Source organism: Candidatus Berkelbacteria bacterium (assembly GCA_016187225.1).
GTDB lineage: Bacteria > Patescibacteriota > UBA1384 > JACPKC01 > JACPKC01 > JACPKC01.
In genome coordinates, this window is the sequence record JACPKC010000010.1 from 290,812 (window position 1) to 311,023 (window position 20,212).

General features: G+C 46.0%; 27 protein-coding genes, 1 tRNA gene and 1 other RNA gene. 22 read left to right on the plus strand and 7 right to left on the minus strand.

Annotation, left to right across the window (positions count from 1 at the left end; translation table 11 throughout):
• Positions 1–44 precede the first annotated feature (44 nt).
• The 10 genes from lepB to HYW32_04375 are packed head-to-tail and all read left to right on the plus strand — an operon-like array spanning position 45 to position 7,328.
• Positions 45–623: a signal peptidase I gene (gene lepB / locus HYW32_04330; protein MBI2590213.1), complete on the plus strand. Its 579-nt coding sequence runs from the start codon at positions 45–47 to the stop codon at positions 621–623.
• The gene (locus HYW32_04335) at positions 623–2,131 is read left to right on the plus strand and encodes a hypothetical protein (GenBank protein MBI2590214.1); all 1,509 of its coding nucleotides are present in this window, start codon (positions 623–625) and stop codon (positions 2,129–2,131) included. Before lepB ends, HYW32_04335 begins: the two co-directional genes overlap by 1 nt.
• Positions 2,132–2,136: 5 nt before the next feature.
• Positions 2,137–3,279, plus strand: a complete 1,143-nt coding sequence (locus HYW32_04340) for a glycosyltransferase (GenBank protein MBI2590215.1) — start codon at positions 2,137–2,139, stop codon at positions 3,277–3,279.
• Positions 3,280–3,300: 21 nt separating this feature from the next.
• Positions 3,301–3,765: a peptide deformylase gene (gene def / locus HYW32_04345; protein ID MBI2590216.1), complete on the plus strand. Its 465-nt coding sequence runs from the start codon at positions 3,301–3,303 to the stop codon at positions 3,763–3,765.
• 21 nt (positions 3,766–3,786) lie between these two features.
• A complete protein-coding gene (gene fmt, locus HYW32_04350) occupies positions 3,787–4,677 on the plus strand; it encodes a methionyl-tRNA formyltransferase (GenBank protein MBI2590217.1) in 891 nt (296 codons plus the stop codon).
• Between the two features lie 19 nt (positions 4,678–4,696).
• Positions 4,697–5,116 carry a 30S ribosomal protein S16 gene (gene rpsP / locus HYW32_04355; GenBank protein MBI2590218.1) on the plus strand — a complete coding sequence of 140 codons (420 nt, stop codon included), beginning with the start codon at positions 4,697–4,699 and terminating at the stop codon, positions 5,114–5,116.
• Between the two features lie 14 nt (positions 5,117–5,130).
• Positions 5,131–5,532, plus strand: coding sequence for a KH domain-containing protein (locus HYW32_04360; GenBank protein ID MBI2590219.1), 402 nt, complete (start codon positions 5,131–5,133; stop codon positions 5,530–5,532).
• Between the two features lie 3 nt (positions 5,533–5,535).
• Positions 5,536–6,198 (plus strand): tRNA (guanosine(37)-N1)-methyltransferase TrmD, encoded by a 663-nt coding sequence (gene trmD / locus HYW32_04365; GenBank protein MBI2590220.1) that lies wholly within the window; start codon positions 5,536–5,538, stop codon positions 6,196–6,198.
• Positions 6,199–6,249: 51 nt separating this feature from the next.
• On the plus strand, positions 6,250–6,564 hold the full coding sequence (locus HYW32_04370; GenBank protein ID MBI2590221.1) for a hypothetical protein: 315 nt from the start codon (positions 6,250–6,252) through the stop codon (positions 6,562–6,564).
• 50 nt (positions 6,565–6,614) lie between these two features.
• Entirely contained in the window at positions 6,615–7,328 is a 714-nt protein-coding gene (locus HYW32_04375; GenBank protein MBI2590222.1) for a 50S ribosomal protein L25, read from the plus strand.
• Here HYW32_04375 and HYW32_04380 read toward each other — a convergent pair.
• Positions 7,325–9,118, minus strand: coding sequence for a threonine--tRNA ligase (locus HYW32_04380; GenBank protein ID MBI2590223.1), 1,794 nt, complete (start codon positions 9,116–9,118; stop codon positions 7,325–7,327). The two genes, HYW32_04375 and HYW32_04380, sit on opposite strands and share 4 nt — an antisense overlap.
• Before the next feature lie 70 nt (positions 9,119–9,188).
• Between HYW32_04380 and HYW32_04385 the strand changes: the two genes are divergently transcribed.
• Genes HYW32_04385 through HYW32_04395 form a run of 3 tightly spaced genes read left to right on the plus strand, consistent with a single transcriptional unit; the run spans position 9,189 to position 11,052 of the window.
• Positions 9,189–9,692 (plus strand): dihydrofolate reductase, encoded by a 504-nt coding sequence (locus HYW32_04385; GenBank protein MBI2590224.1) that lies wholly within the window; start codon positions 9,189–9,191, stop codon positions 9,690–9,692.
• A gap of 2 nt (positions 9,693–9,694) precedes the next feature.
• Positions 9,695–10,603, plus strand: a complete 909-nt coding sequence (gene thyA / locus HYW32_04390; GenBank protein MBI2590225.1) for a thymidylate synthase — start codon at positions 9,695–9,697, stop codon at positions 10,601–10,603.
• A 2-nt stretch (positions 10,604–10,605) separates the two neighbouring features.
• Positions 10,606–11,052 carry an HIT domain-containing protein gene (locus tag HYW32_04395; protein MBI2590226.1) on the plus strand — a complete coding sequence of 149 codons (447 nt, stop codon included), beginning with the start codon at positions 10,606–10,608 and terminating at the stop codon, positions 11,050–11,052.
• 5 nt (positions 11,053–11,057) lie between these two features.
• Here HYW32_04395 and HYW32_04400 read toward each other — a convergent pair whose 3' ends face one another.
• The 3 genes from HYW32_04400 to HYW32_04410 form a co-directional block, all read right to left on the minus strand.
• On the minus strand, positions 11,058–11,891 hold the full coding sequence (locus HYW32_04400) for a hypothetical protein (GenBank protein ID MBI2590227.1): 834 nt from the start codon (positions 11,889–11,891) through the stop codon (positions 11,058–11,060).
• Complete coding sequence (locus HYW32_04405; GenBank protein ID MBI2590228.1) at positions 11,888–12,457, minus strand: adenylyltransferase/cytidyltransferase family protein; 570 nt, start codon at positions 12,455–12,457, stop codon at positions 11,888–11,890. The genes HYW32_04400 and HYW32_04405 overlap by 4 nt, the downstream gene beginning before the upstream one ends.
• Positions 12,458–12,655: 198 nt before the next feature.
• Positions 12,656–13,348: a hypothetical protein gene (locus tag HYW32_04410; GenBank protein MBI2590229.1), complete on the minus strand. Its 693-nt coding sequence runs from the start codon at positions 13,346–13,348 to the stop codon at positions 12,656–12,658.
• A 51-nt stretch (positions 13,349–13,399) separates the two neighbouring features.
• On the opposite strand from HYW32_04410, the gene smpB reads away from it, so the two are divergent.
• From smpB to HYW32_04435, 5 genes are all read left to right on the plus strand, one after another.
• Positions 13,400–13,846, plus strand: a complete 447-nt coding sequence (gene smpB / locus HYW32_04415; protein ID MBI2590230.1) for an SsrA-binding protein SmpB — start codon at positions 13,400–13,402, stop codon at positions 13,844–13,846.
• Between the two features lie 30 nt (positions 13,847–13,876).
• Positions 13,877–14,245: a transfer-messenger RNA gene (gene ssrA / locus HYW32_04420) on the plus strand.
• A gap of 132 nt (positions 14,246–14,377) precedes the next feature.
• Positions 14,378–15,097 carry a GIY-YIG nuclease family protein gene (locus HYW32_04425; GenBank protein ID MBI2590231.1) on the plus strand — a complete coding sequence of 240 codons (720 nt, stop codon included), beginning with the start codon at positions 14,378–14,380 and terminating at the stop codon, positions 15,095–15,097.
• A 4-nt stretch (positions 15,098–15,101) separates the two neighbouring features.
• Positions 15,102–15,314 carry a DUF3850 domain-containing protein gene (locus tag HYW32_04430; GenBank protein MBI2590232.1) on the plus strand — a complete coding sequence of 71 codons (213 nt, stop codon included), beginning with the start codon at positions 15,102–15,104 and terminating at the stop codon, positions 15,312–15,314.
• 93 nt (positions 15,315–15,407) lie between these two features.
• Positions 15,408–15,803, plus strand: coding sequence for an NUDIX domain-containing protein (locus tag HYW32_04435; GenBank protein MBI2590233.1), 396 nt, complete (start codon positions 15,408–15,410; stop codon positions 15,801–15,803).
• A 222-nt stretch (positions 15,804–16,025) separates the two neighbouring features.
• On the opposite strand, the gene HYW32_04440 is transcribed toward HYW32_04435, so the two are convergent.
• The 3 genes from HYW32_04440 to HYW32_04450 form a co-directional block, all read right to left on the minus strand.
• Positions 16,026–16,769: a transposase gene (locus tag HYW32_04440; GenBank protein ID MBI2590234.1), complete on the minus strand. Its 744-nt coding sequence runs from the start codon at positions 16,767–16,769 to the stop codon at positions 16,026–16,028.
• A gap of 221 nt (positions 16,770–16,990) precedes the next feature.
• Positions 16,991–17,146, minus strand: coding sequence for a transposase (locus HYW32_04445; GenBank protein ID MBI2590235.1), 156 nt, complete (start codon positions 17,144–17,146; stop codon positions 16,991–16,993).
• Between the two features lie 12 nt (positions 17,147–17,158).
• Positions 17,159–17,752 carry a transposase gene (locus tag HYW32_04450; GenBank protein MBI2590236.1) on the minus strand — a complete coding sequence of 198 codons (594 nt, stop codon included), beginning with the start codon at positions 17,750–17,752 and terminating at the stop codon, positions 17,159–17,161.
• A gap of 374 nt (positions 17,753–18,126) precedes the next feature.
• Here HYW32_04450 and HYW32_04455 point away from each other — a divergent pair, with 374 nt between their 5' ends.
• The 4 genes from HYW32_04455 (at position 18,127) to HYW32_04470 (ending at position 20,149) form a co-directional block, all read left to right on the plus strand.
• Positions 18,127–19,395: a hypothetical protein gene (locus HYW32_04455; protein ID MBI2590237.1), complete on the plus strand. Its 1,269-nt coding sequence runs from the start codon at positions 18,127–18,129 to the stop codon at positions 19,393–19,395.
• Positions 19,392–19,808: a DUF192 domain-containing protein gene (locus HYW32_04460; protein MBI2590238.1), complete on the plus strand. Its 417-nt coding sequence runs from the start codon at positions 19,392–19,394 to the stop codon at positions 19,806–19,808. The genes HYW32_04455 and HYW32_04460 overlap by 4 nt, the downstream gene beginning before the upstream one ends.
• Positions 19,808–19,882, plus strand: a tRNA-Thr gene (locus HYW32_04465). Before HYW32_04460 ends, HYW32_04465 begins: the two co-directional genes overlap by 1 nt.
• 12 nt (positions 19,883–19,894) lie before the next feature.
• Complete coding sequence (locus HYW32_04470) at positions 19,895–20,149, plus strand: hypothetical protein (protein MBI2590239.1); 255 nt, start codon at positions 19,895–19,897, stop codon at positions 20,147–20,149.
• Positions 20,150–20,212 lie beyond the last annotated feature (63 nt).

The window sequence follows — 20,212 nt, forward strand, 5'->3', positions numbered from 1 at the left end:
AAAATGAATTCTTAATTTCTAAATTCTACGCTATACTAAAAGTTATGAGAACAATACCGTCGCCTTATACTGGCAAATCGCCGGAATCAGCCTATGAAACACTTCGAACGATAGTGCTTGTATTGTTAGCGGCATTTTTGGTACGATCTTTTATCGCCCAACCATTTGTGGTGCAAGGTCGAAGCATGGAGCCAACTTTTCATCATCAAGATTACTTGGTTGTCGATAAGATTACTTACCGTCTTAAGAACCCTCGGAGAGGTGATATTATTGTTTTTAAATCGCCCGAAGAGCCAACGCAGAATTACATTAAACGCATTATCGGCCTACCCGGAGAAACGGTGATCGTCAAAAATGAGACTATCACCATTAATGGTCAAACTCTCAACGAACCTTATATTGAAACGATCACTGCTCAAGATAAACTCACTCGCTCTCCCAGTACGTTTTTAATGGAGCAAACACTCAATGAAAATGAGTATTTCGTTATGGGTGATAATCGCGATCATTCATCTGATTCACGACGCTGGGGACCTTTGCCGGAGCAGAATATTTTAGGTCGTGCGATGGTTACTGTTTTACCTTTTTCTGATTTCGAGCTCCTGAAAACCCCTGATTATTGATGAGTTACGTAGATGTCGTTGTGGATCGGCCTGGACAGGATATTTTTAGCTATCGACTCACACCGGAAACATTCTTAAACTCCCGGCCAGGAACCTTAGTCGAGATTTCACTTGGCAATCGAAAGCTTCCGGGTGTGATTTGGCGATTACGTAAAACAGTTAAAGCCGAAATTAGGGGCAAGCTTCGGCCGCTTAATCGCATTCTTTCTGAAGGCGTCTGGGTACCTAATATCTCGCGCCTAATCGCTTTAGCGCTCGCCGAATATTCAGGAGAATCAATTGGCGTTTGTCTTTTTCGCCTTCTACCTTCAATAGCGAAACGCAAATTTTTGGCACTTCGACCAAGTTTTCCGCATACACAGATCGGCAAACGCTTCCACTGCTATGGAATTCGTCAAGAACGCTATCGGCAATATCAAATGCTTATTGAAAAATCTCTGTGCGCCAATCGACAGACGCTTTTGATTGCGCCGCGGGAACAGCACCCAGCGCTTTTTAGTCAGCTCATGTCTCTTGCGCCACAGATTGAGGCTGTAACAGGTGATTTAACGCCCACTAAACAACGTCAAATTGCTACCGCTTTCTCGGCTGGCCTGCTCCCAATTCTAATCGGTACGCGGCATATCGTCGGCTGGCCTGCCTACTCGCTGGGCTTGATTATTGTTGAAGACGCCTACCATCAAGGTCATACCGACGATCAGCGACCATATCTAGATTCGGCTACTATTGCTTATGTTCGCGCTTTAAGTCAGGGCGCAAACTGTCTGCTTGGCGCTTCTCTGCCGACACCCGCCCTCATTTTAGCCGAACAAAACGCGATCGCCAGTCGCATTCAAAGTCGCACTCCCGCTTTACTCGCCTCTGTAAACTATCTCCATGCCCAAGGCGGTTTAGCGTTAAGTAACCAAGTCTGGGAAATAATTGAAATCATGGCGCGCGAAAACAAGTTGGTTCTCATCATTACTCCACGCGGCGAGGAAGATAAGAGTAGTTTCAGTGTTAAGGCTTTGCGCAAACGTCTTTTTGAACGTTTACCGAAAGCCAAAAATTTCACCGTCGCAACAGAAAAAATTCTTGATTCCGGCCAAAACTTTCAGTCAATTATTTTTGTCGCGGCCGACTCACCGCTCTTGTCGCCAGAACTCGATCGTCCGTGGCGTTATCTCATGAAGATCCAAGAAGCGCGCGCGCTAACTAATCAGGTTTATATTGAAACCTCGCATCCGGAACTAATTTACTGGCAAATTTTTGGCAGGGATCAGACAACAATTTGGCAGACGCTCCTTACGGAACGTCGACAGTTAAATCTGCCTCCATTTACTCGAAAGCTTACCTTTTTTGACCCAGTAAAAAATATCTCTAAAACACATCATCTCCCCGAGAAAGATTTTCTATCCGCACGTGAGAAACTAAAAAACCAACTTCCGCGTTCGGTGCAGATTAAAACTGATTCAATTCTCGATCATGCATTTCAGCCTGCCATTCCCACGCGCGCCTTGCTAAAATAAATTTGATGCACATTGCGCTTGTCACAGAGGCTTTTTTACCGCTGAAAAATGGCGTTGTTAATGCTGTGCTTTTGATACACGATGAGTTGAAGCGCCAAGGTCACCAGGTCTCAATTATCGCACCTGCCACACCTGGAGTGCGCGTTCGCTTGCGGGGGTTACATTCTGTTCCCGCCTTACCTTTGCCGGGTCGATCAGGTTATTCGCTTTCATTTCCCCACTTGAGTCAACTCCACAAGCTTCTTGCGCGCGCTCATATCATTCATACACACCATCCTTTTACGCTTGGGCATTGGGCGCTCAAAATTGCTAAACGCGCGCATCGACCGCTAATCTTTACAAATCATACTCAATACATGAACTACACTCATCACGTGCCAGTCATTGGCTCGATCCTCAAGGAGCCACTGGCAAAATATGTCACCGAATTTATCAATCAATGCACGGTTGTTGTTGCGCCCGCCTTAAGTACCTTGAAAGCCCTCAAGGCCGACGGCATTACCGCACCCATTCAGCATGTGCCGAATGGAATCGATGTTGGTCATTTTGCCACCGGTGACGTTTTATATTTGAGCAAACGCCTAGCGCTTAAAATTGACACCCCTATTCTTTTGTACAGCGGGCGACTCTCCGAGGAAAAAAATCTTGAATTTCTAATTCGAACGATCGCGGCATTACCCGAACATCCGCATCTTGCGCTTGTTGGTGATGGGCCGCAACGTGCCGAATTAGAGATACTTGCCCATACCTTAAAAGCCAGTGAACGCATTCATTTTCTTGGAGCTATGCCCTACGAAAAAATGCCGCATGTCTATGCAGGCGCGACTTTTTTCGTGACCGCATCCAAAAGCGAGGTACATCCACTGACGGTTCTTGAGGCTTTTGCGGCTGGCTTACCAGCCGTTGTCTTCGATGCTCGCGGCACGGCTGATATTGTCGAAGATCATCGCACTGGTATTGTGTCGCGCCCAACCCACACAGCTTTCAGCGCTGGCATTCGCCAACTTTTACATCGTCCTGCTCTTCGCGAACAATACGGTAAAATGGCGCAAGCGGTGGCGAAGAAGCAATACTCCGTTAAAGCCACCACTCAACGGCTTTTGGATACCTATCGTCTCGCAATTCGCTTGGCGCACATCGACGACTAGGATATACTTTTAGTCCAAATTATGCTGATTGATATTCTTACCTACCCGAATCCAATTCTTACAACACCCGCCAAAAAAGTGCCCCGAGTTGACTCAAAAATCCAGGCGCTTGTTCAGGATATGATCGAAACGATGCGCGCTAACAAGGGTGTCGGTTTGGCCGCGCCTCAAGTTGGCCGCGCCTTGCGTTTAATAGTGATTGAGTATCAGCCGGATCAAGATGACCCCAAAGCCGTGGCGATCCCGCTTCAAGTTTTAATCAATCCAAAAATTTTATCGAAAGATAACGGAGTCGAGAATGCAATCGAAGGTTGTCTATCGCTTCCAAATATAGAAGTTTCTGTGCCGAGATTTAAAAAAATCAAGGTGCGAGCCACAAATTTTGACAGTAAAATAATTCAATTTCGGGCACGTGATTTTCATGCCCGCATTCTTCAACATGAACTCGACCATCTCGATGGAAAACTCATCATTGATTACCAGTAGACGTGTTCCCCAATAACCTTTATGCCTAACTTTGTCTTTTTCGGTAGCCCTAATTTTGCCGCAACAATTCTTGAAACTCTGATGGATCAAACTTGGCGACCAACTTTAGTTGTAACAGAGCCGCCCAAACCAACTGGACGGGGCAACAACTTGAGATTAACCGCAGTTCACATTTTAGCAGATTCCGCCAAAATTTCAGTTGCAACCCCTGCCACCACCCCAGAACTATTATCTGTTCTTGAGGGTCAAAGGTCTGACTTTTTCCTCGTTGCGGCCTACGGAAAAATTCTACCCCAATCAGTTCTTGACCTGCCTCGGTACGGAGCGATCAATATTCATGCCTCGCTTCTGCCTGCTTACCGTGGCGCGAGTCCTGTCCAAGCGGTAATTTCAAAAGGAGAGACGAGAACCGGAATCACATTTATGCTTATGGAAGCGGGACTCGATACCGGTCCGATCTTGCAAAGTTTTCCTGTTGCCATTCAACCCAACGACACTACTTCATCTTTAACTGATCGTCTCGCCCAAATTGCCGCTCAGACAGTTATTCCAACTTTAAGAAATTTTCTTACTCATAAAATCATGCCCCAACCCCAAGAGGAAGCGCGGGCGAGCACAACGCGAAAACTTACTAAAGAAAATGGCGAAATCCGGCTTACAGCTATTTCGCCGCGACAGCTTGACCGTCGGATACGCGCTTATACACCTTGGCCAGGTGTTTACACTTTAGAATTTGGTAAACGCCTCAAGATCCTTGAAGGTCGGTTAGAGAGAGTTTGGTACTGCATTACCGAACTTCAATGGGCGGGAAAAACAGCGATCGATGGCAAAAGTTTTGCGCTTGCTTATCCGAATATCTTGACGAAATTACCCAAAACCATTAAACTCGGTGCCAGTTTCAAGAAACGCTAGCACTAGCAAGGAATTTACGATGTTACGGATCCGCTTACGTCGAACTGGTAAAAAACATCAACCTCACTATCGTCTGGTTATTGCCGAACACACTGCCCCGATCAAGGGGAAATTCATTGCTGTAGTGGGTCATTACAACCCTCGTTCTAAAGAGCTAGTTCTCAAACAGGACGAAATTTTAAAATGGCTCGACACAGGCGCTCAACCTTCAAATACCGTGGCTAAACTCTTAGTGCGTGATGGCATGAAGCACGCACAAATTAAGATTCGCCTCCACCCCGAATCGACAAAAAAATCAGCCGAAACTGCTCCAAAAGAAAAAACAGAGATGAGCGCCGAACCCCAACGTCAAAAAAAATTAGATGCAAAGAAAATCGATTCTAAGGAGGAAAAAGAATCAGCTAAAGCCGAGAAAATCGAACCATCTGAAAGTAAATGAAGAAAGGGAAATCTATGGACAAAGATCAAGAATTTGTAGAGATGATTGTAAAAGCACTCGTTGACAATCCAGATAAAGTTATTGTCGATCGCAAGGTTGATGAGCTCGGCGTCTTACTTACTTTGAGCGTTGATCCTTCGGATATGGGCAAGATCATTGGCAAAGAAGGCCGAACGGCGAAAGCAATTCGGACTCTTTTGCGCGTTCTTGGCGCGCGAAATAACGCTCGGGTTAACCTGAAGATTGCTGAACCAGGGGGCGGTACATATACGCCTGATGAAATCAATCACGAACTCCCATCAACAACGGCGGCGCCAGTGACTCAAACAAGCTCAAATAGTGATTCTGTTACTCTAAACGATGACACCTCGCATAGAGACTCAATGCCGAGCGAGAATCCTACTTCAATCTTATAAGCGTTGAAATTCACGCTTCTTACCTTGTTCCCGGAAATGCTGGGGCCGTTTCTTGAAGGCTCGATTCTTGGTCGGGCAGTCAAGACCGGCATAATTGAGGTTGAAGTGCGCAACCTACGCGACTGGGCTCTGGGGAAACATAAAATTGTGGATGATGCCCCTTATGGTGGTGGCGCGGGAATGGTACTTAAGGTTGATGTGATCGATCGCGCGCTCAATGAACTTGCATCCAAAAAGGATATTAAAATTTTGCTCACCCCTCAAGGCGAACGCTTCACTCAAAAAATAGCGGGAGAGCTTGCTGATTCTAAAAAACACCTGGTTTTAATTGCCGGCCACTATGAAGGGTTTGATGAGCGTGTCCGAAAATTGGTTGATAGAGAAATTTCGATTGGTGATTATATTTTGACTGGTGGCGAGTTGCCTGCCGCAGTAATTGTCGATACTATTGCTCGCCTCGTTCCAGGTGTTCTTGGTAATCCCCGCTCTCTTGACTCTGAATCTCACAGTTCGCAAAGACATGATTTTCCCACCTATACTCGCCCTGATGCCTACACGCCCGCAAGTAGACCAGAACTTGGCATTCTTTCAGTGCCAGATATTCTCAAATCCGGGAATCATGCCTCTATCAATGCCTGGCGTCTAAAACAAGCACAGCCGCGTTGACACCAGGAGTCATCCCGAGTAAGATTGATCCGTCGAGTTTATAGGAGGCTTATGGATCAAACGCTAATTTTTGATATTCTACACAGTGCGCATCATGACCTCGAATGCCCTGTTTGTGGTCGTCAGTTTAGCTTAGAAGAAATCAAAATTCGTGGTTCGATAGATAAAAATTTCTTAATTCAAGTTTCTTGTCATCGCGGCCATGCACCCAGTTTGATTCTCTACGTGGTTCAGTTGGGTCAAAAAAACAAGGACATCAAACGTATCTCGCCCGACGACGTCATTGACTTGCATCAGGCCCTTCAAAATTTTCAAGGCGATTTTAAATCGATTTTTCAAAAGCTAGAAACCAAAAAATCATCCTAGGAAAAACCTATGACTAAAAATTTAAAGTTAACTTCTAAAGGAATTATGGAATGAGCTCTAAAAAAGATATTGCCCTGCATGCCTTGGTGCGCGATTTAGCAAAGACTAAAGCATCTCACTTGAGGAACGAACAAAAGATTCCAGCGATTCTGTATGGCCATGAAGTTGAAAATGTCGCACTCACGTTGGATGCAAAATCATTTCGAAAAATATATCAAGATGCAGGCAGTAATACTCTAGTCACCCTAACTCGTGATAATGCTGATCCGGTTAAAATTCTGATTCATGATGTCCAATTCGATCCAGCCAAAGATGAAATTCTGCATGCCGATCTTTATGCCGTTAATCTTAAGGAAACTGTTGATACTGAAATCCCATTGCGATTCGTAGGAACAGCGCCAGCCGTTCGAGAACTTGAAGGTAATCTAATTACCTCGCTCACTGAATTTGAGGTGCGCGCCCTCCCAACCGACCTTGTGGATGCAATTGAAGTTGATATTGCAGTTTTGAAAACTTTTGACGACATGATCCATGTAAGTGATATTCAGGTACCAGTTGGGATCGAGATACTCAACGACGCCGACGCTGTAGTTGCGAGCGTTGAAGAGCCAATGAGCGAAGAAGAGCTCCAGGCGGAACTTGCGCAAGATACAACTGCGGTAGAAGCTGAAGCGGTTGAAAAACTCGATAAAGAGAAAGAAAAAGAAGTCGAGCAACCTGAAGCCAAGGAAGCCGATACTAAAGAAGAAAAACAGGAAAATTAAACTGTTTTGTCAATACGCTTGATAGTCTCAACAAAGGCTTTGAGGGGTTGAGTCCCTAAATCTCCCTCGTCACGAGCGCGAACGGCAACTTGACGCGATTCAAGTTCTTTATCGCCTACAATAAGCATATAGGGGACTTTTTCAAGTTGAGCAGTACGAATTTTCTTGCCAATACTTTCGGGACGTCCGTCAACTTCCACCCGATAGGCTTGAAGAGTTTCTGCCACTTGATCTGCGTATTCTAGGTGCCGATCAGAAATTGGCAGGATTTTGATCTGAACAGGTGCAAGCCAAAACGGAAACTTGCCAGCATAAAATTCAATAAGAAATGCAATAATTCGCTCGATAGCACCAATCGATGAACGGTGGACAACCACCGCCAATTTTTCACTGCCATCTGGAGCGGCATAAACAAGGTTAAACCGAGCTGGCATCGCAAAATCGTACTGAACTGTGAAAGCGGTGTCTTCTTTGCCATTGACATTGCGCATCTGAATATCAATTTTGGGCCCATAAAATGCAGCCTCGCCCGGCGCCTCGATAAATTCAGCTTGACGAGTGGTCAGGACTTGTCGAAGCATTTTCTCACCTTCATCCCAAGCGGCATCGTTTTTAAAGTATTTTTTTTCATCTCCTCGATCGCCTAGCGAGAGTCGATACCAATAATCTTTACCCATCTTGAAACCAAAGACTTGGGCCAAATATTCAATCAGGTCAAGTGCGCGCGCAATTTCAACTTCCGCCTGATTGACGTCGGCGCAAATAATATGCGCGTCAGCGAGTGAAAACGACCGAACCCGAATTAACCCCGAAAGCTCGCCTGATTGTTCATAACGATAGAGCTTGGCCACCTCGGCTAGACGCATCGGCAAATCTCGATAACTCCGAGATGCGCTCAAAAAAAGTTCATAATGATGCGGGCAAGTCATTGGTCGAAGCATGTATTCTTCGCCATCGATCACAATTGGGGCGTACATTGAATCTTTGTAATAAGGGTAGTGTCCAGATTTGCGGTATAAATCAAGGTTGGCAATATCCGGTGTGTAAACATGTTTATAGCCACGACGAATTTCTTCATCAACAATAAAACGTTCAAGAACGCGGCGAATTGTTGCGCCTTTTTCAGTCCAAAGAGGCAAGCCTTTGCCAACCACTTTCGAAAACGCAAACAAACCAAGTTCTTTGCCCAACTTGCGATGGTCGTGTTCCCGCGCCTCGGCCAAGCGCTTTACATGCTCATCGAGTTCGACCTGATTTTGAAAACAAGCAACATAGATGCGTTGGAGCATCTTGTTTTTTTCATCTCCCCGCCAATAAGCGCCAGCGACAGAAAGAATTTTGAACGGTCCAATCTCGCTTGTATTTCTAACATGTCCACCCCGACACAGATCGATGAACTTTCCTGTTGTATAAAAAGTTACTGCCCCTGATGATGGTTGACTCCGTTGATGATCTCCAGTTACAACTGTTGAGCCAGTTGACTCGATTTGTTCAATCAGTTCGAGCTTGTAAGGTTGATTCATTGCCTTAACTCGTTGCACGGCTTCGGCGATTGGGAATTCTTTACGTTCATAGACTAAATTCTGCGCCTTAATTTCCGCCATTTTCTTTTCAATCGCGGGGAAATCTTCTTCGGTAATGCGATGCCCAAGGTCAAAATCGTAATAAAGCCCGTTTTCGATCACTGGGCCAATTCCCAGTTTGACATCCGGCCAAAGTTCTTGAACTGCCGCGGCAAGCAAGTGAGCGCAACTGTGACGCATATTCTGAAGTTTTTCTTTTTCTTCCATATATTCCTTTCTCTAACTCATATAATCATCTGGTTAGACGTATTTTGTCAATCGTGCTAATGATGAAAGTATGATCATTACGATGATTGCCGCGATAGGTCGAAACCGCGCAATTGGAAAAGATGGACAAATTCCCTGGGATTTACCTGATGACCGCACTTTTTTTCGAAAGAAGACGACCGGTAAAGTGCTCATCTTGGGGCGGAATACTTATGAATCAATCGGTCGCTTATTGCCTAATCGAAGCCATATTATCCTTACAAGCGATCGAAAAGGCTTGGCGCCGGGAACGATCGTCGCCCATACCCCAGAGGAAGCGCTCGCCATTGCAAAGCGCGAGACCGCAAAAATTAACCAAAACGAGATTATCATTGGCGGAGGCGGCAAGGTATATAAAACTTTTCTTCCAGAAGCAACGCGCATATACCTCACTGTGGTCGAGGGTGTGTTTGAGGGAGACGCATTTTTTCCAGAATTAGATGAAAAATGGGCAGAGGTTGAACGCGTGCATCATGCCGCTGATAAAAAACATGCCTACGCGTTCGACTTTCTCATGTACAATCGAAAGCAGTAACGATGAAACAATATCTCGATGCCCTGCGTCATGTTCTTGACTACGGAGTCGCCAAAGGCGGTCCGCAGAAAGAAGACGCTATCACCGGGGTAGGTGTTCAAATGCGTTTTGAGTTAGACGCTGGCTTTCCCTTAATTACCACGCGGAGCTTAAAAGGCTCTTGGAAAGCGTTGCGCGCCGAATTGCTTTGGATACTTTCTGGTAGCACGCATCTCACAGACCTGCACAAAGATGGTGTTCATTTTTGGGATACCTGGGGCGAGGCGAAAAATACACTGCCTTATGGCCGCGAGGTCGGCGATCTTGGTCCTATCTATGGGCATCAGTGGCGAAACTTTGGCGCATCTCAAGAAGAACCTGATGGATCGTTTTGCGCCGATGGCGCAACACCTAAAGCTGGCGCGTATCGAAAAGATGGCGTTGATCAAATCACTCGCCTAATCGACGGGCTTAAGCGTTTCCCCGACTATCGACGACACAGAGTTGTCACCTGGAATCCAAAAGATTTCAATAATGACGATGGCACGGAACGAGTCTTTATTGCTCCTTGTCATGGAGACTTTCAAATTGTGCATCAAAACGGCGAACTAACAATGCACCACACACAACGCAGTGGCGACTTTCCAATCGGAATTCCGTTCAACATTGGGGAATATGCTCTACTCCTTATGATGATTGCCCAAGTAACCGGTTTTAAGGCTAAGGCTTTAATCCATACAATTAGTGATGCTCACATCTACAATGATCAACGCTGGGCTGTGGAGGAGTTGCTCACGCGCGAGCCCAGACCTCTCCCAACCGTCAAGCTTAATCCAAAAATAAAAAACATCTTTGATTTTAAAATTGACGACATAATGCTCGAAAATTATGACCCGCATCCTCAAATTAAAAATATTTCCGTTCAGGAATAAGCATGGCTAAGCAAGTGGTGGATCCCCATTATGCGACGCGCAATTCCGAGTACCAACAAGTGATTGCGACTATTAACAAAGAAGCAAGGTGTCCATTTTGTTCGGATAATTTCAAATATCACAAAAAGCCGATCTTGCGCGAATTTAAAGGCTGGATGATTACGGAAAGCAGTTGGCCATATCCTAAAACACAGCTCCACCTTCTACTCATTGCCAAAGCGCATCACGAACGATTGGGCGAACTATCTGACGCCGACTGGCAAGCGATTGGTCAACTTGTCGCCTGGGCTGAAAAGAAATTCGGTTTGCCAGGCGGTGCTCTTGCACTGCGTTTCGGCGAAACACGCTATACTGGCGCTACTGTTTGCCATCTGCACGCCCATATTATTGTTCCAACAGTCGACAAAATAACCAATCGAGCAACTCCCGTCATCTTCCCGATCGGCTAGAACCATTACTGCACCCGCACGATTTTAATCTTATTCGCCCTAAGAATTGACTCTCCATCGAGTGAGGCGTGGCCGCCACTGAAATACAACTTTTTGATGCCTGAATATGCTACAAGTTTGGCGCAGATCGGGCAGGGAAATACTGTGACGTAGAGAGTAGCGCCTTCGAGAGCGATGCCGCGTTTTGCGGCCTCGGCAATAATTGATTGCTCCGCGTGAATACTTGTTGAAAGCTCGCTCCGAGTTCCAGCCTCAATCATATCCCTAGGGTCTCCATCCGCATATGGAGTGTGAGCAGAAGGCACATGATGGTTATATTCTGCTAGCGCCACCTGCCTGTCTTGGACAAGAATTGCCCCCACCGCTCTCCACCAGCATGAACTCCTCGCACCTTCTTTACTAGCCAAGGTCATCATTTTTCGATCAAACGCATCGGTTGAGACAAGCGTATCATCAAGGGTTTTTGAAGAATTAACAACGGTCGCGTCCCAGCGCAAAAAAACGTTCTGCGTAATTACCTCCGCATCTGGAAACAGCTTCGCCACCAATCGCTCGGAGATGTCTTCACGCGCCGTGATGATTTTCGCAACGTTTGGGCGAATTTTCAGAGCGGTGTTCTGATTCAATACCTCAACACGATTAAAAATGCTAAGTGAAGAGATTAATCCTTGCATAATTCGTGGTTCGATAGCGCGAATTTCTGTATGGAGGTCAGCAGTATCTGCGAGAAGTTTGTTATCAAACAAATAAAGGGTCTGGGCTTGCGGCGCCGCTATTTGAAAGAACTCTAGGTAACCTCGATGCAACACCGGAACGTCAAGAATGCAAATAGAATTCATGCAGAAACTTCTTCAACATTGCGTTTTTTGGCAATCAAGCCATACATTTGCTCCAAATGATTCTTGACCGTGTCCTCAATTTTAACTGAAGTTGAAGTGTTGGCTTGGCGTGACAAGACTACCAATTTATCCGCATATTTCTTAATTTCAGCCAGTTGATTTTCTGGATAACTTCCCTCAACGGCCACAAACACATTGGGCTTAATTGCTTTAATAAGTTCGTAATTCCATACGCCATCTTCATCTACGTCGTCGATGAGTGTTACAAAGTCAACGCCTTCCTGATAACTAAGCATCTCACATCGCTCGTCTTCTGGCACAACCGGGCGAAGCGGCCCTTTATACAACTTGATAGCACGATCGCTGTCTACGCCAACAATTAGCGTGTCACCAAAATTGCGTGCCTTTAGTAAGTAGCGAACATGGCCGATATGCAACATATCCCACGAGCCAATGGTCACCACCGTCTTGCGACCAACCGCTCGCAGGCCAGTTGCTAACTTTGCTAAAGCGGCGTAGTTCTTAACAATTTTAAGTTGTATGCGCGATGGCGGCGGTTGCTCCATCTCTCCTCCTTGAGATCAATACATGCTTGAACTTAACATCCATTCTCGACCTCCGTCAAATTCTATGTCGAGATTGTTGGAAAAGTGTTCGAAGTCATTGCGAGCGAAGCGTGACGATCCTACTAGATTGCTTCGTCGCTCTTGACTCCTTGCAATGACGGAAGGGAGAAAGTTCTTAAAATAAGTTTTTCAACGCTCTCATTTCTTGAGCAACCAGAGTTCATCAAAGATTAATCTATCAATATCGACTCCAATCTCCTCAATCGAACGAATCCGTCCACCATCATTGCACTTTACCTCATGCCAGTGACTGTTGGACGCGCAGAGTTTTTGATACTCTTTGAACACTTCTCTTTGAAAATTCTGACTCTCGTCGTAAAGATCTCGGCCCGAGTGGTCATTAATTTTACGTTGATCTAACAGTTTCGAAGCCTGCTCAATCGGTAGCGACAGAAAGATAACTGCGTCTTCGCGCGGACTACCCATAATTTCATAATCGAGTTCTTCAACCCAATCATGAAATTCGAGGCGTTCGCCTGACGGGAGACCGGCGCCTTGATACGCGATTGTAGAGATCACGTAGCGATTTGCAATCACTAGATCGTTTTCACCAATAAGCTCCTTAAGGTGTGGCTGTTGCTCATATCGATCAACGATAAATGGATATGCGACAAGCTTCGGATGCAATTTATTCATCTCACCAAGCTTGCCCGTGAAAAGCTCGCGTCTAAGAAATCGACCCGAAAAAGTTTCACCAGTGCTTGGATAACTCAATGTAGCAACAGAAAATCCTCTCGATTTAGCAATTTTAGCAAGTCGGGCCGTTTGCGTATCCTTACCCGCCCCGTCTGTACCATCGATAACAACAAACAATGCCGACATTGAGTTCAATGCTAACCGCTCATCATTCTCAGTCAACTACTTACCAGTTATACTTCTGATATGGGTGAATTTGTAATTGCAACGAATAAACGCGCGTATCACGATTATGAACTTCTCGCTCAATATGAAGCAGGAATTGTTTTAACTGGGAATGAAATTAAGGCGGTGCGCGCAAAAAAAGTAAATCTTCAAGGAAGTTTTGCCCGTGTTCGATATACTCGAGACGTGGGTGAACCGGAACTCGTTGTGTTTAATCTACACATTGGCGCGGGTGAAATTCCAACTCGCACACGCAAACTCCTTCTTCACCGTGGCGAAATCCAAAAATTAATTGGCAAACTCCAGGAAAAACGCTTAACCCTCATTCCTGTCCGCCTGTATTTGAAACGTGGCCGGGCAAAATTGGAGCTTGGTCTCGGCCGTGGCCGCAAGCAATATGAAAAACGCGAGCGCCTCAAGCAGAAGCATCGTAAACGCGACCTAGAGCGCGAGTTGCGCGCCAGCTAATGTTCTGATATATAGTGGATGCACCTTTACGGGCCTGAACAGGTTTCGACGTGAGGACCCAGAGTGGTCTGTGCTCGAGTCGAGGATCGACTGTTTCCTCGTTAATCTTCCAGTCGGCACACTACTTGTCAATAATGTAGTAACAAAGGTGCGCAACGCATTTGCGCAAGCATTTTCGTTCGCACCTGCATTCGCCTAATCGCAATGCCGTATCATCCTTGTCTGCCTAGCACAAAGACTGATGCGTAACCCGCTAGGTTGCCTGCTTTCGAGACACTCCGAGTAAAAAGCAGAAAGAAAACGCGGAGAACCCTACACTCGTCAAATCTCAACCTCGGTTGAGACAAACCACACTCACTCTCCTCGCGGACGGCGGTTCAATTCCGCCCAGGTCCACCATTCTGTATTTGTACGCCGCCGCTGCGCCCCCACCCGCAGCGCGGCAAGCGTTTCCCAGGGGTACGGAAAATCCATATGCAGCTGGCCGCCGGTGATTCGGCGGTTCGAGCCGGATGAGCTTTTGAAATAGCTATGACAGCAAAGCAAGACATTATCAAAGCAATCCAAGAAACCGCTAAGCAAAATGGCGGCGTTCCGCTTGGTCGTGGAAGATTCCAAAAAGAGACAGGAATTAACGAATACGAGATTTTGAAATTTTGGCCAAGTTTTGGGGAAGCACAGCGTGCGGCGGGTTTTGAGCCGAATACTCTGCAATCAGCACATGACATGGAATTTTTGCTGGAAAGCATGGTTACTTTAATACGAGAAATCGGCAAATTTCCTACTAACGCGGATTTGATTGGAAAAAGACATAGAGACTCCGAATTTCCAAGTCCGGGAAGTTTTGATCGCCTTGGAAATAAAAAAGAAAGAGCCGATAAAGTATTGGAATATGCCGAGAAGAAAGGGCATGCAGATATTGTAAAATTGTGCACCTCTGTTATTGAACAACACTCAAAAATCGAAATCAACGATGTTGGTTCTGGGGAGATTGTAGGCGCAGTTTATCTTTTCAAACACGGCAAATATTACAAAATCGGAAAAACCAACGATACGGTGCGAAGGGGAAATGAACTTAAAATTCAATTGCCTGAAAGCTTGGATTTAATCCACGAAATTAAAACAGACGACCCTAGCGGAATCGAGGCGTATTGGCATAGACGCTTTGAAGTAAAAAGAATGAACGGAGAATGGTTTGATCTAAATTCTGCCGACATCAAAGCATTTAAGCGTTGGAGAAAAATCGTATAAAAGTATGGCAATAATCCATAAAAAAGTTTGGCGAGAATATTTTGAGAAAATTATATCCGGCAAGAAAAAGCTAGAATTACGCCTTGCCGATTTTGAGGTAAATGAAGGCGACACTTTGTTTTTGGGGGAATGGGACAAAGACAAGAAGGAATATACCGGAAGAAAAGTTGAAGTTGTCGCCACTTATATTCTCAAAACCAAAGACCAAACTTTTTGACCGCCGGAGGAAGTAGAAAAACATGGTTTTCAAATTATCCAATTTGAGCCGAAAGATAGTCCCGCACAACGCCCGAAAGTTGGCGTTGGTGTAATGATTTTGAAGGACGGAAAAGTTTTGTTGGGAAAACGCAAAGGTTCGCATGGCGAGGGCGAGTATTCCTTCCCCGGCGGCCATTTGGAATATATGGAATCTTTTGCGGATTGTGCTCGGCGCGAAGTAAACGAAGAATGTGGAATAGAACTTGATAATATCCGCTTTCAATATTTAGCGAATATCACGAAGTACGCGCCGAAGCACTATACCCATATTGGTCTTGTGGCAAATTGGAAAAGTGGCGAGCCGAAAGTTCTTGAACCGGAAAAATCGGGGTCTTGGGGTTGGTACGATATGGACAACTTGCCCCAGCCGATTTTTGAAATGTGCAAGTTGGCTGTTCAATGCCACAAGACCGGAAAGAATTATCTGGATGTTTCAGATTTAAAATAGCCGCCAGATTTTTTCGCCGAAATGCCAGAAGCGAGGACGCGGCGGAAGGGGGGTGTGGGGGGAATTCCGCCGCGCCCGAGCGTTCCGCCGGAGCGAAACGGAGGCAGGTCAATCGGGGTTTTCCGTAAAATGGGTTCTGACTTTTTCAAACAAGCACCACCATTTTGAATGTCAAGTCCCCGTTTTATTGCACAGTTAATTTGTCAATTGAAGAGACTATTTTCAAACCGTTTCTTTGAGCATAGGCATTGGGTGAAAGATTGCTGATGCCTTGGTGGGGCCGGCGATTGTTGTAGAAATTAATCCAGCGCTGGGTAGCCGCCAGCAGGCAACGGCATGCTTGAAGATGCCGACAAACCGTTCGGCAAAAGCATTGTCCGTGGGGGTGCCAGCCCGTGACATGGAAGCATAAAATCCTTTCTCAAATAATTGGGTGATGGTTTTATGAGCGCCATACTGTTTACCTTGGTCGGAATGAAAAATGGTTACCATTGCTTGACTATCCAGATGCTCGATGACCGAGTCGACTAATTCCTGGCTCATGCCGTAGTCAAAAACCAGTGAAAGAATCTGACGGGTGTCTTTTCTTAGAGCAAAACAGCCTCTTAGGCGTGAGCCGTCAGCAAGTTTCAACTCAAAGATGTCGGAAAAGATAATCACCGCGGCGCCGAGTCGGACGCTGGGATCATTAGCCAGGTTGGCATGAATAAGATCGGCGCGCCCGGGATATTGGTACTTTCTGTTTAGCCGCCGCGCGGCTAAGCCATACTTCTGCATCACTCGCCGCACTCGATTCTTGCCCAGACTTAAGAGCTGGGCTAACTTGCGATGACCCAAAGTGTCATCTTCAAGATTATGCAGTCTTTCAATCTCCCAGGCGATGAACCGATCTTTTGGTTCTTGAGCCGATCGGCCATAAAACAATCTTCGACTGAAACCCAAAGCTCGCGCCAAGTCGGTTTTCATATAATTGTCTGGTTGGGAAAGGGGCAAGGCCAGCATCATCTTCTCTTTGGGCGTTAATTTAAACGCCCTAAAACTTTTTTTAAAATTTCATTCTCGACCGTAACGGCGCCAATGATTCGCTTGAGCTCATCCGGCGATTGGCCGGGCGGATAGCTGGCGCGTTTCAACTGGGCAGGATGAGTAAAGATTGAACTGGCTTGAGCGCGAAAAACCTTTCGCCACTAATGAACTACTGATGGAGCAAGCTCGTAACGACGGCAGATTTGTTCAAGGGTTGTGTCTCGCTGAAAACTTTCCAAAACAACTTGGATTTTAAATTCCGGCGCATGGGTGCGCTTAGACAGAATAGTCACTGACGAATTAGTTTGATGAGTCATTTGGGCCTCCGATTATTGCTTAGTTGAGTTTAAGAGAAAAAACTCTCTTGCTCTAGTGCGCAATATACCGGGGACAGGACACACATTCCGCTTAGTTAAACCAATCTCGCCCCTCGCCAGCGCTCGGTCTCGTTCTTCCCAGAGAGCGGTTTTAGTCACAATCCCGGTGGCATCGACAAAGTTAAAGGTATCTCCAATTAGGCCGACCGAGCGGAAGTAGTCATTGAGTTGTTGAAAGATTTCACCCAACTGCGCCGTTCCCAGTCGAGCGCGAAACTTGCCGAAGAAGCTATGATCCGGAGTCGGGTCGCCCAAGGCAAAACCACAGAACCATTTAATGGCCAGATTCTCCTGCGCCGCTCGTTCCATCTCGCGGTCGGAGTAGTCTTCGAGCCACTGGATAATGAGCAGTCTCATTGCCTGTGCAATGGGGATGCCCTTCGCGCCAATTTGACTGTAGAGGCGCCGGTAGGTCCGAGCGGAACGATCGAAGTCGACTAAATCGTTCATGATCCGAAATGGATGATCTTTGCGAACTGACTTTTCTAAGAGTTCGGCGTCATTGGTATTAAACAAGGTGACTGGCGACTTAACGAAGTTATACATCTTACCCTCCTTTACGACTGCTCTTACTCCTGTATTTTACCTAATTGACAGGAGCGGAGAAAGAAGAAAACTAGACCCTCAAACAACGAAGCTCATTCATCCAGAGCAGACTAAAAAAGAACCCTTCAGGTTCATTCGGCGACAGTCCCTTTATATAAAAAGTCAAGGGTTTCGTTTGTCGCCGCATTTCAGCGAGCAAGCAAAAAATGGAGGGGTGTGGGGAGGAAATTTTTTGCTTGGCAGCGAGCGTTAGCGAGCGGCGGGGCGGCTTCCTTTGTTCAGGAATTTTTGATAAAGTAAATTCGAGTGAAGTCGTAAAGATACTCCAGAATCAAACTAATCGACACATTGACACGTTTCAGTTAGGAGGTAGTATGCTTCAATTTGAAACTAGTGAAAAAGATTTGTCAGTAACGCCGTTTTTGGATCAGCTACAAGTTGAATTTAAGAAGATTCAGCAGGTGATGGCGACCGGGGGGTATGTCGATGATCGTGCAAGTTTGAATCTTTTAGATGATCAGGCAATGCTCGAACGAATTGCCCAACTCGCTAAACCGTATCAGGATGCGAAGGTTGTCATTTTAGTCGGCATGGGTGGGCCCGGGCTTGGAGCGAGGGCGGTGCAAGAAGCGCTGACGGGTATTTATCACAATCTTAATCACACTCCCAGAATTTTTTATGCCGACACAGTTGATTCGGTACGCCTCGACTCAATTTTAAAAATCGCTGAAAAAACGCTCAAGGACCGGCAAAAGTTGACTGTTATTATTGCAACTCAATCGGGCGGCACAACAGAAACCATTGCCGCGGCCGCCACATTGCAGGCTCTTTTTCAATCCACTGGCATTGACCCGGCTCAACATATGCCGCTCATCACGAATGAAGACTCAAAGTTAGATGTGTGGGGGGATGAACATGGTTTTACACGTATTCTTGTACCACCAAAAATTGGCGGTCGGTATTCGATTTTCTCACCCGTCGGACTTTTCCCGTTGGCTGTGCTCGGTTTTGATATTCAAACCTTAGTGAAAGGCGCGAGGGCCGTGCGAGATCAAACCTTAACGGGAGGAATAAAAAAAAGCATTGCCGCTTTAAGCGCAGTTCAAATCGCGAAGCACTATAAAACGGGCAAAAATATTCATGTCACATTTATTTTCGCACCCGAACTTGAATCAATCGGCCTGTGGTGTCGACAGATCATGGCTGAATCGCTAGGGAAAAACCAGCTTGGCATTACGCCTACGGTGGCGATTGGTTCACGCGAACTTCATTCGATGTTTCAGCTCTACATGGATGGTCCAGACGACAAAATTACCACGTTCGTAAAAATAATGCGGACGAACGGACGCACAGTTCCTGAAGAAAACATTTTTTCTACGCTCGTAGAAAGCATAGAGAATAAAAGTTTTCAGGCAATTACGGAGGCGATATTCAGTGGTGTCGTGCGCGCGTATACCGAAAAGAAACGGCAGTATGCAATTTTGTCTCTGCCGCAAATTTCAGCCGAAACGATTGGCTCATTTTTACAGTTCAAGATGCTCGAAACGATGTTTTTAGGTTCGATTTTAGGCGTCAATCCTTTTGATCAGCCTGGGGTTGAGGCGTATAAGGTTGAAACCAAGCGTATTCTTGCTGAAAAATGAAAATTATTTTTTTGGCAAGTTTGTCTTTTCTACTAACTGGTTGTGCCTCGCCGACTGCTAGCACGGTTCAAGTCAGAGATGCGGAGATTAGCATTGATCTCGCTCGAACAGTTGAAGAACAAGCACGAGGTCTGGGCGGTCGCTCGAACTTAGACGATCGAGGGATGCTTTTTATTTATGCTTCAGGCAAAACCCCAACTTTTTGGATGAAGAACATGCTTGTTCCAATTGATCTAATCTGGATTAACGACGGCAAGGTGATTGGATTTGAAAAAAATATGACACCCGATAGCGGAGCCAAGCTTTACCAGGCGCCTGGAGTCGTCACTGAAATTTTGGAGGCTCCAGCCGGCTGGCTTGATACGCATGGCATTGTGACGGGCGATCAAGTAGTGGTAAACTTGCGCCGTTAGCCGCCTTAGCTCAGTGGCAGAGCAGTGCTTTCGTAAAGCAAAGGTCCCGGGTTCAAGTCCCGGAGGCGGCTCCAGAGTGAGGAAGTATGAGATGGGTTTTAGCGATTTTTATTTTTGGTGGCCTACTCTATGGAACGGCTTGGTGGTTTTGGTCGACAAATCTACCATTTAATCCGATCGCCTTAATCGTAGGTGGTGGCATCTTGTTTGTGAATGCCATTCTAACATTGTTTTTTGTCAAAAAGGAGCTTTTTCTAGGCTATATTTTTGGCGGATTCGCTGTGTTCGCAGAAATTCTTTTGCTTATCTTATTGTTTATGGCTGATCGGGGTGTACTATGAGTTCGCGCCCATCCCGGTGGTTAGAGTGTCTACCCGGCCTCTTACTGTGGAGTGTTTTTGGGG

Bases quoted from the DNA above. Each gene is read 5' to 3' on its own strand.
- lepB (MBI2590213.1), top strand. From the start codon at position 45: ATGAGAACAATACCGTCGCCTTATACTGGCAAATCGCCGGAATCAGCC.
- HYW32_04335 (MBI2590214.1), top strand. From the start codon at position 623: ATGAGTTACGTAGATGTCGTTGTGGATCGGCCTGGACAGGATATTTTT.
- HYW32_04340 (MBI2590215.1), top strand. From the start codon at position 2,137: ATGCACATTGCGCTTGTCACAGAGGCTTTTTTACCGCTGAAAAATGGC.
- def (MBI2590216.1), top strand. From the start codon at position 3,301: ATGCTGATTGATATTCTTACCTACCCGAATCCAATTCTTACAACACCC.
- fmt (MBI2590217.1), top strand. From the start codon at position 3,787: ATGCCTAACTTTGTCTTTTTCGGTAGCCCTAATTTTGCCGCAACAATT.
- rpsP (MBI2590218.1), top strand. From the start codon at position 4,697: ATGTTACGGATCCGCTTACGTCGAACTGGTAAAAAACATCAACCTCAC.
- HYW32_04360 (MBI2590219.1), top strand. From the start codon at position 5,131: ATGGACAAAGATCAAGAATTTGTAGAGATGATTGTAAAAGCACTCGTT.
- HYW32_04370 (MBI2590221.1), top strand. From the start codon at position 6,250: ATGGATCAAACGCTAATTTTTGATATTCTACACAGTGCGCATCATGAC.
- HYW32_04375 (MBI2590222.1), top strand. From the start codon at position 6,615: ATGAGCTCTAAAAAAGATATTGCCCTGCATGCCTTGGTGCGCGATTTA.
- HYW32_04380 (MBI2590223.1), bottom strand. From the start codon at position 9,118: ATGGAAGAAAAAGAAAAACTTCAGAATATGCGTCACAGTTGCGCTCAC.
- HYW32_04385 (MBI2590224.1), top strand. From the start codon at position 9,189: ATGATCATTACGATGATTGCCGCGATAGGTCGAAACCGCGCAATTGGA.
- thyA (MBI2590225.1), top strand. From the start codon at position 9,695: ATGAAACAATATCTCGATGCCCTGCGTCATGTTCTTGACTACGGAGTC.
- HYW32_04395 (MBI2590226.1), top strand. From the start codon at position 10,606: ATGGCTAAGCAAGTGGTGGATCCCCATTATGCGACGCGCAATTCCGAG.
- HYW32_04400 (MBI2590227.1), bottom strand. From the start codon at position 11,891: ATGAATTCTATTTGCATTCTTGACGTTCCGGTGTTGCATCGAGGTTAC.
- HYW32_04405 (MBI2590228.1), bottom strand. From the start codon at position 12,457: ATGGAGCAACCGCCGCCATCGCGCATACAACTTAAAATTGTTAAGAAC.
- smpB (MBI2590230.1), top strand. From the start codon at position 13,400: ATGGGTGAATTTGTAATTGCAACGAATAAACGCGCGTATCACGATTAT.
- HYW32_04425 (MBI2590231.1), top strand. From the start codon at position 14,378: ATGACAGCAAAGCAAGACATTATCAAAGCAATCCAAGAAACCGCTAAG.
- HYW32_04430 (MBI2590232.1), top strand. From the start codon at position 15,102: ATGGCAATAATCCATAAAAAAGTTTGGCGAGAATATTTTGAGAAAATT.
- HYW32_04435 (MBI2590233.1), top strand. From the start codon at position 15,408: ATGATTTTGAAGGACGGAAAAGTTTTGTTGGGAAAACGCAAAGGTTCG.
- HYW32_04440 (MBI2590234.1), bottom strand. From the start codon at position 16,769: ATGAAAACCGACTTGGCGCGAGCTTTGGGTTTCAGTCGAAGATTGTTT.
- HYW32_04445 (MBI2590235.1), bottom strand. From the start codon at position 17,146: ATGACTCATCAAACTAATTCGTCAGTGACTATTCTGTCTAAGCGCACC.
- HYW32_04450 (MBI2590236.1), bottom strand. From the start codon at position 17,752: ATGTATAACTTCGTTAAGTCGCCAGTCACCTTGTTTAATACCAATGAC.
- HYW32_04455 (MBI2590237.1), top strand. From the start codon at position 18,127: ATGCTTCAATTTGAAACTAGTGAAAAAGATTTGTCAGTAACGCCGTTT.
- HYW32_04460 (MBI2590238.1), top strand. From the start codon at position 19,392: ATGAAAATTATTTTTTTGGCAAGTTTGTCTTTTCTACTAACTGGTTGT.
- HYW32_04470 (MBI2590239.1), top strand. From the start codon at position 19,895: ATGAGATGGGTTTTAGCGATTTTTATTTTTGGTGGCCTACTCTATGGA.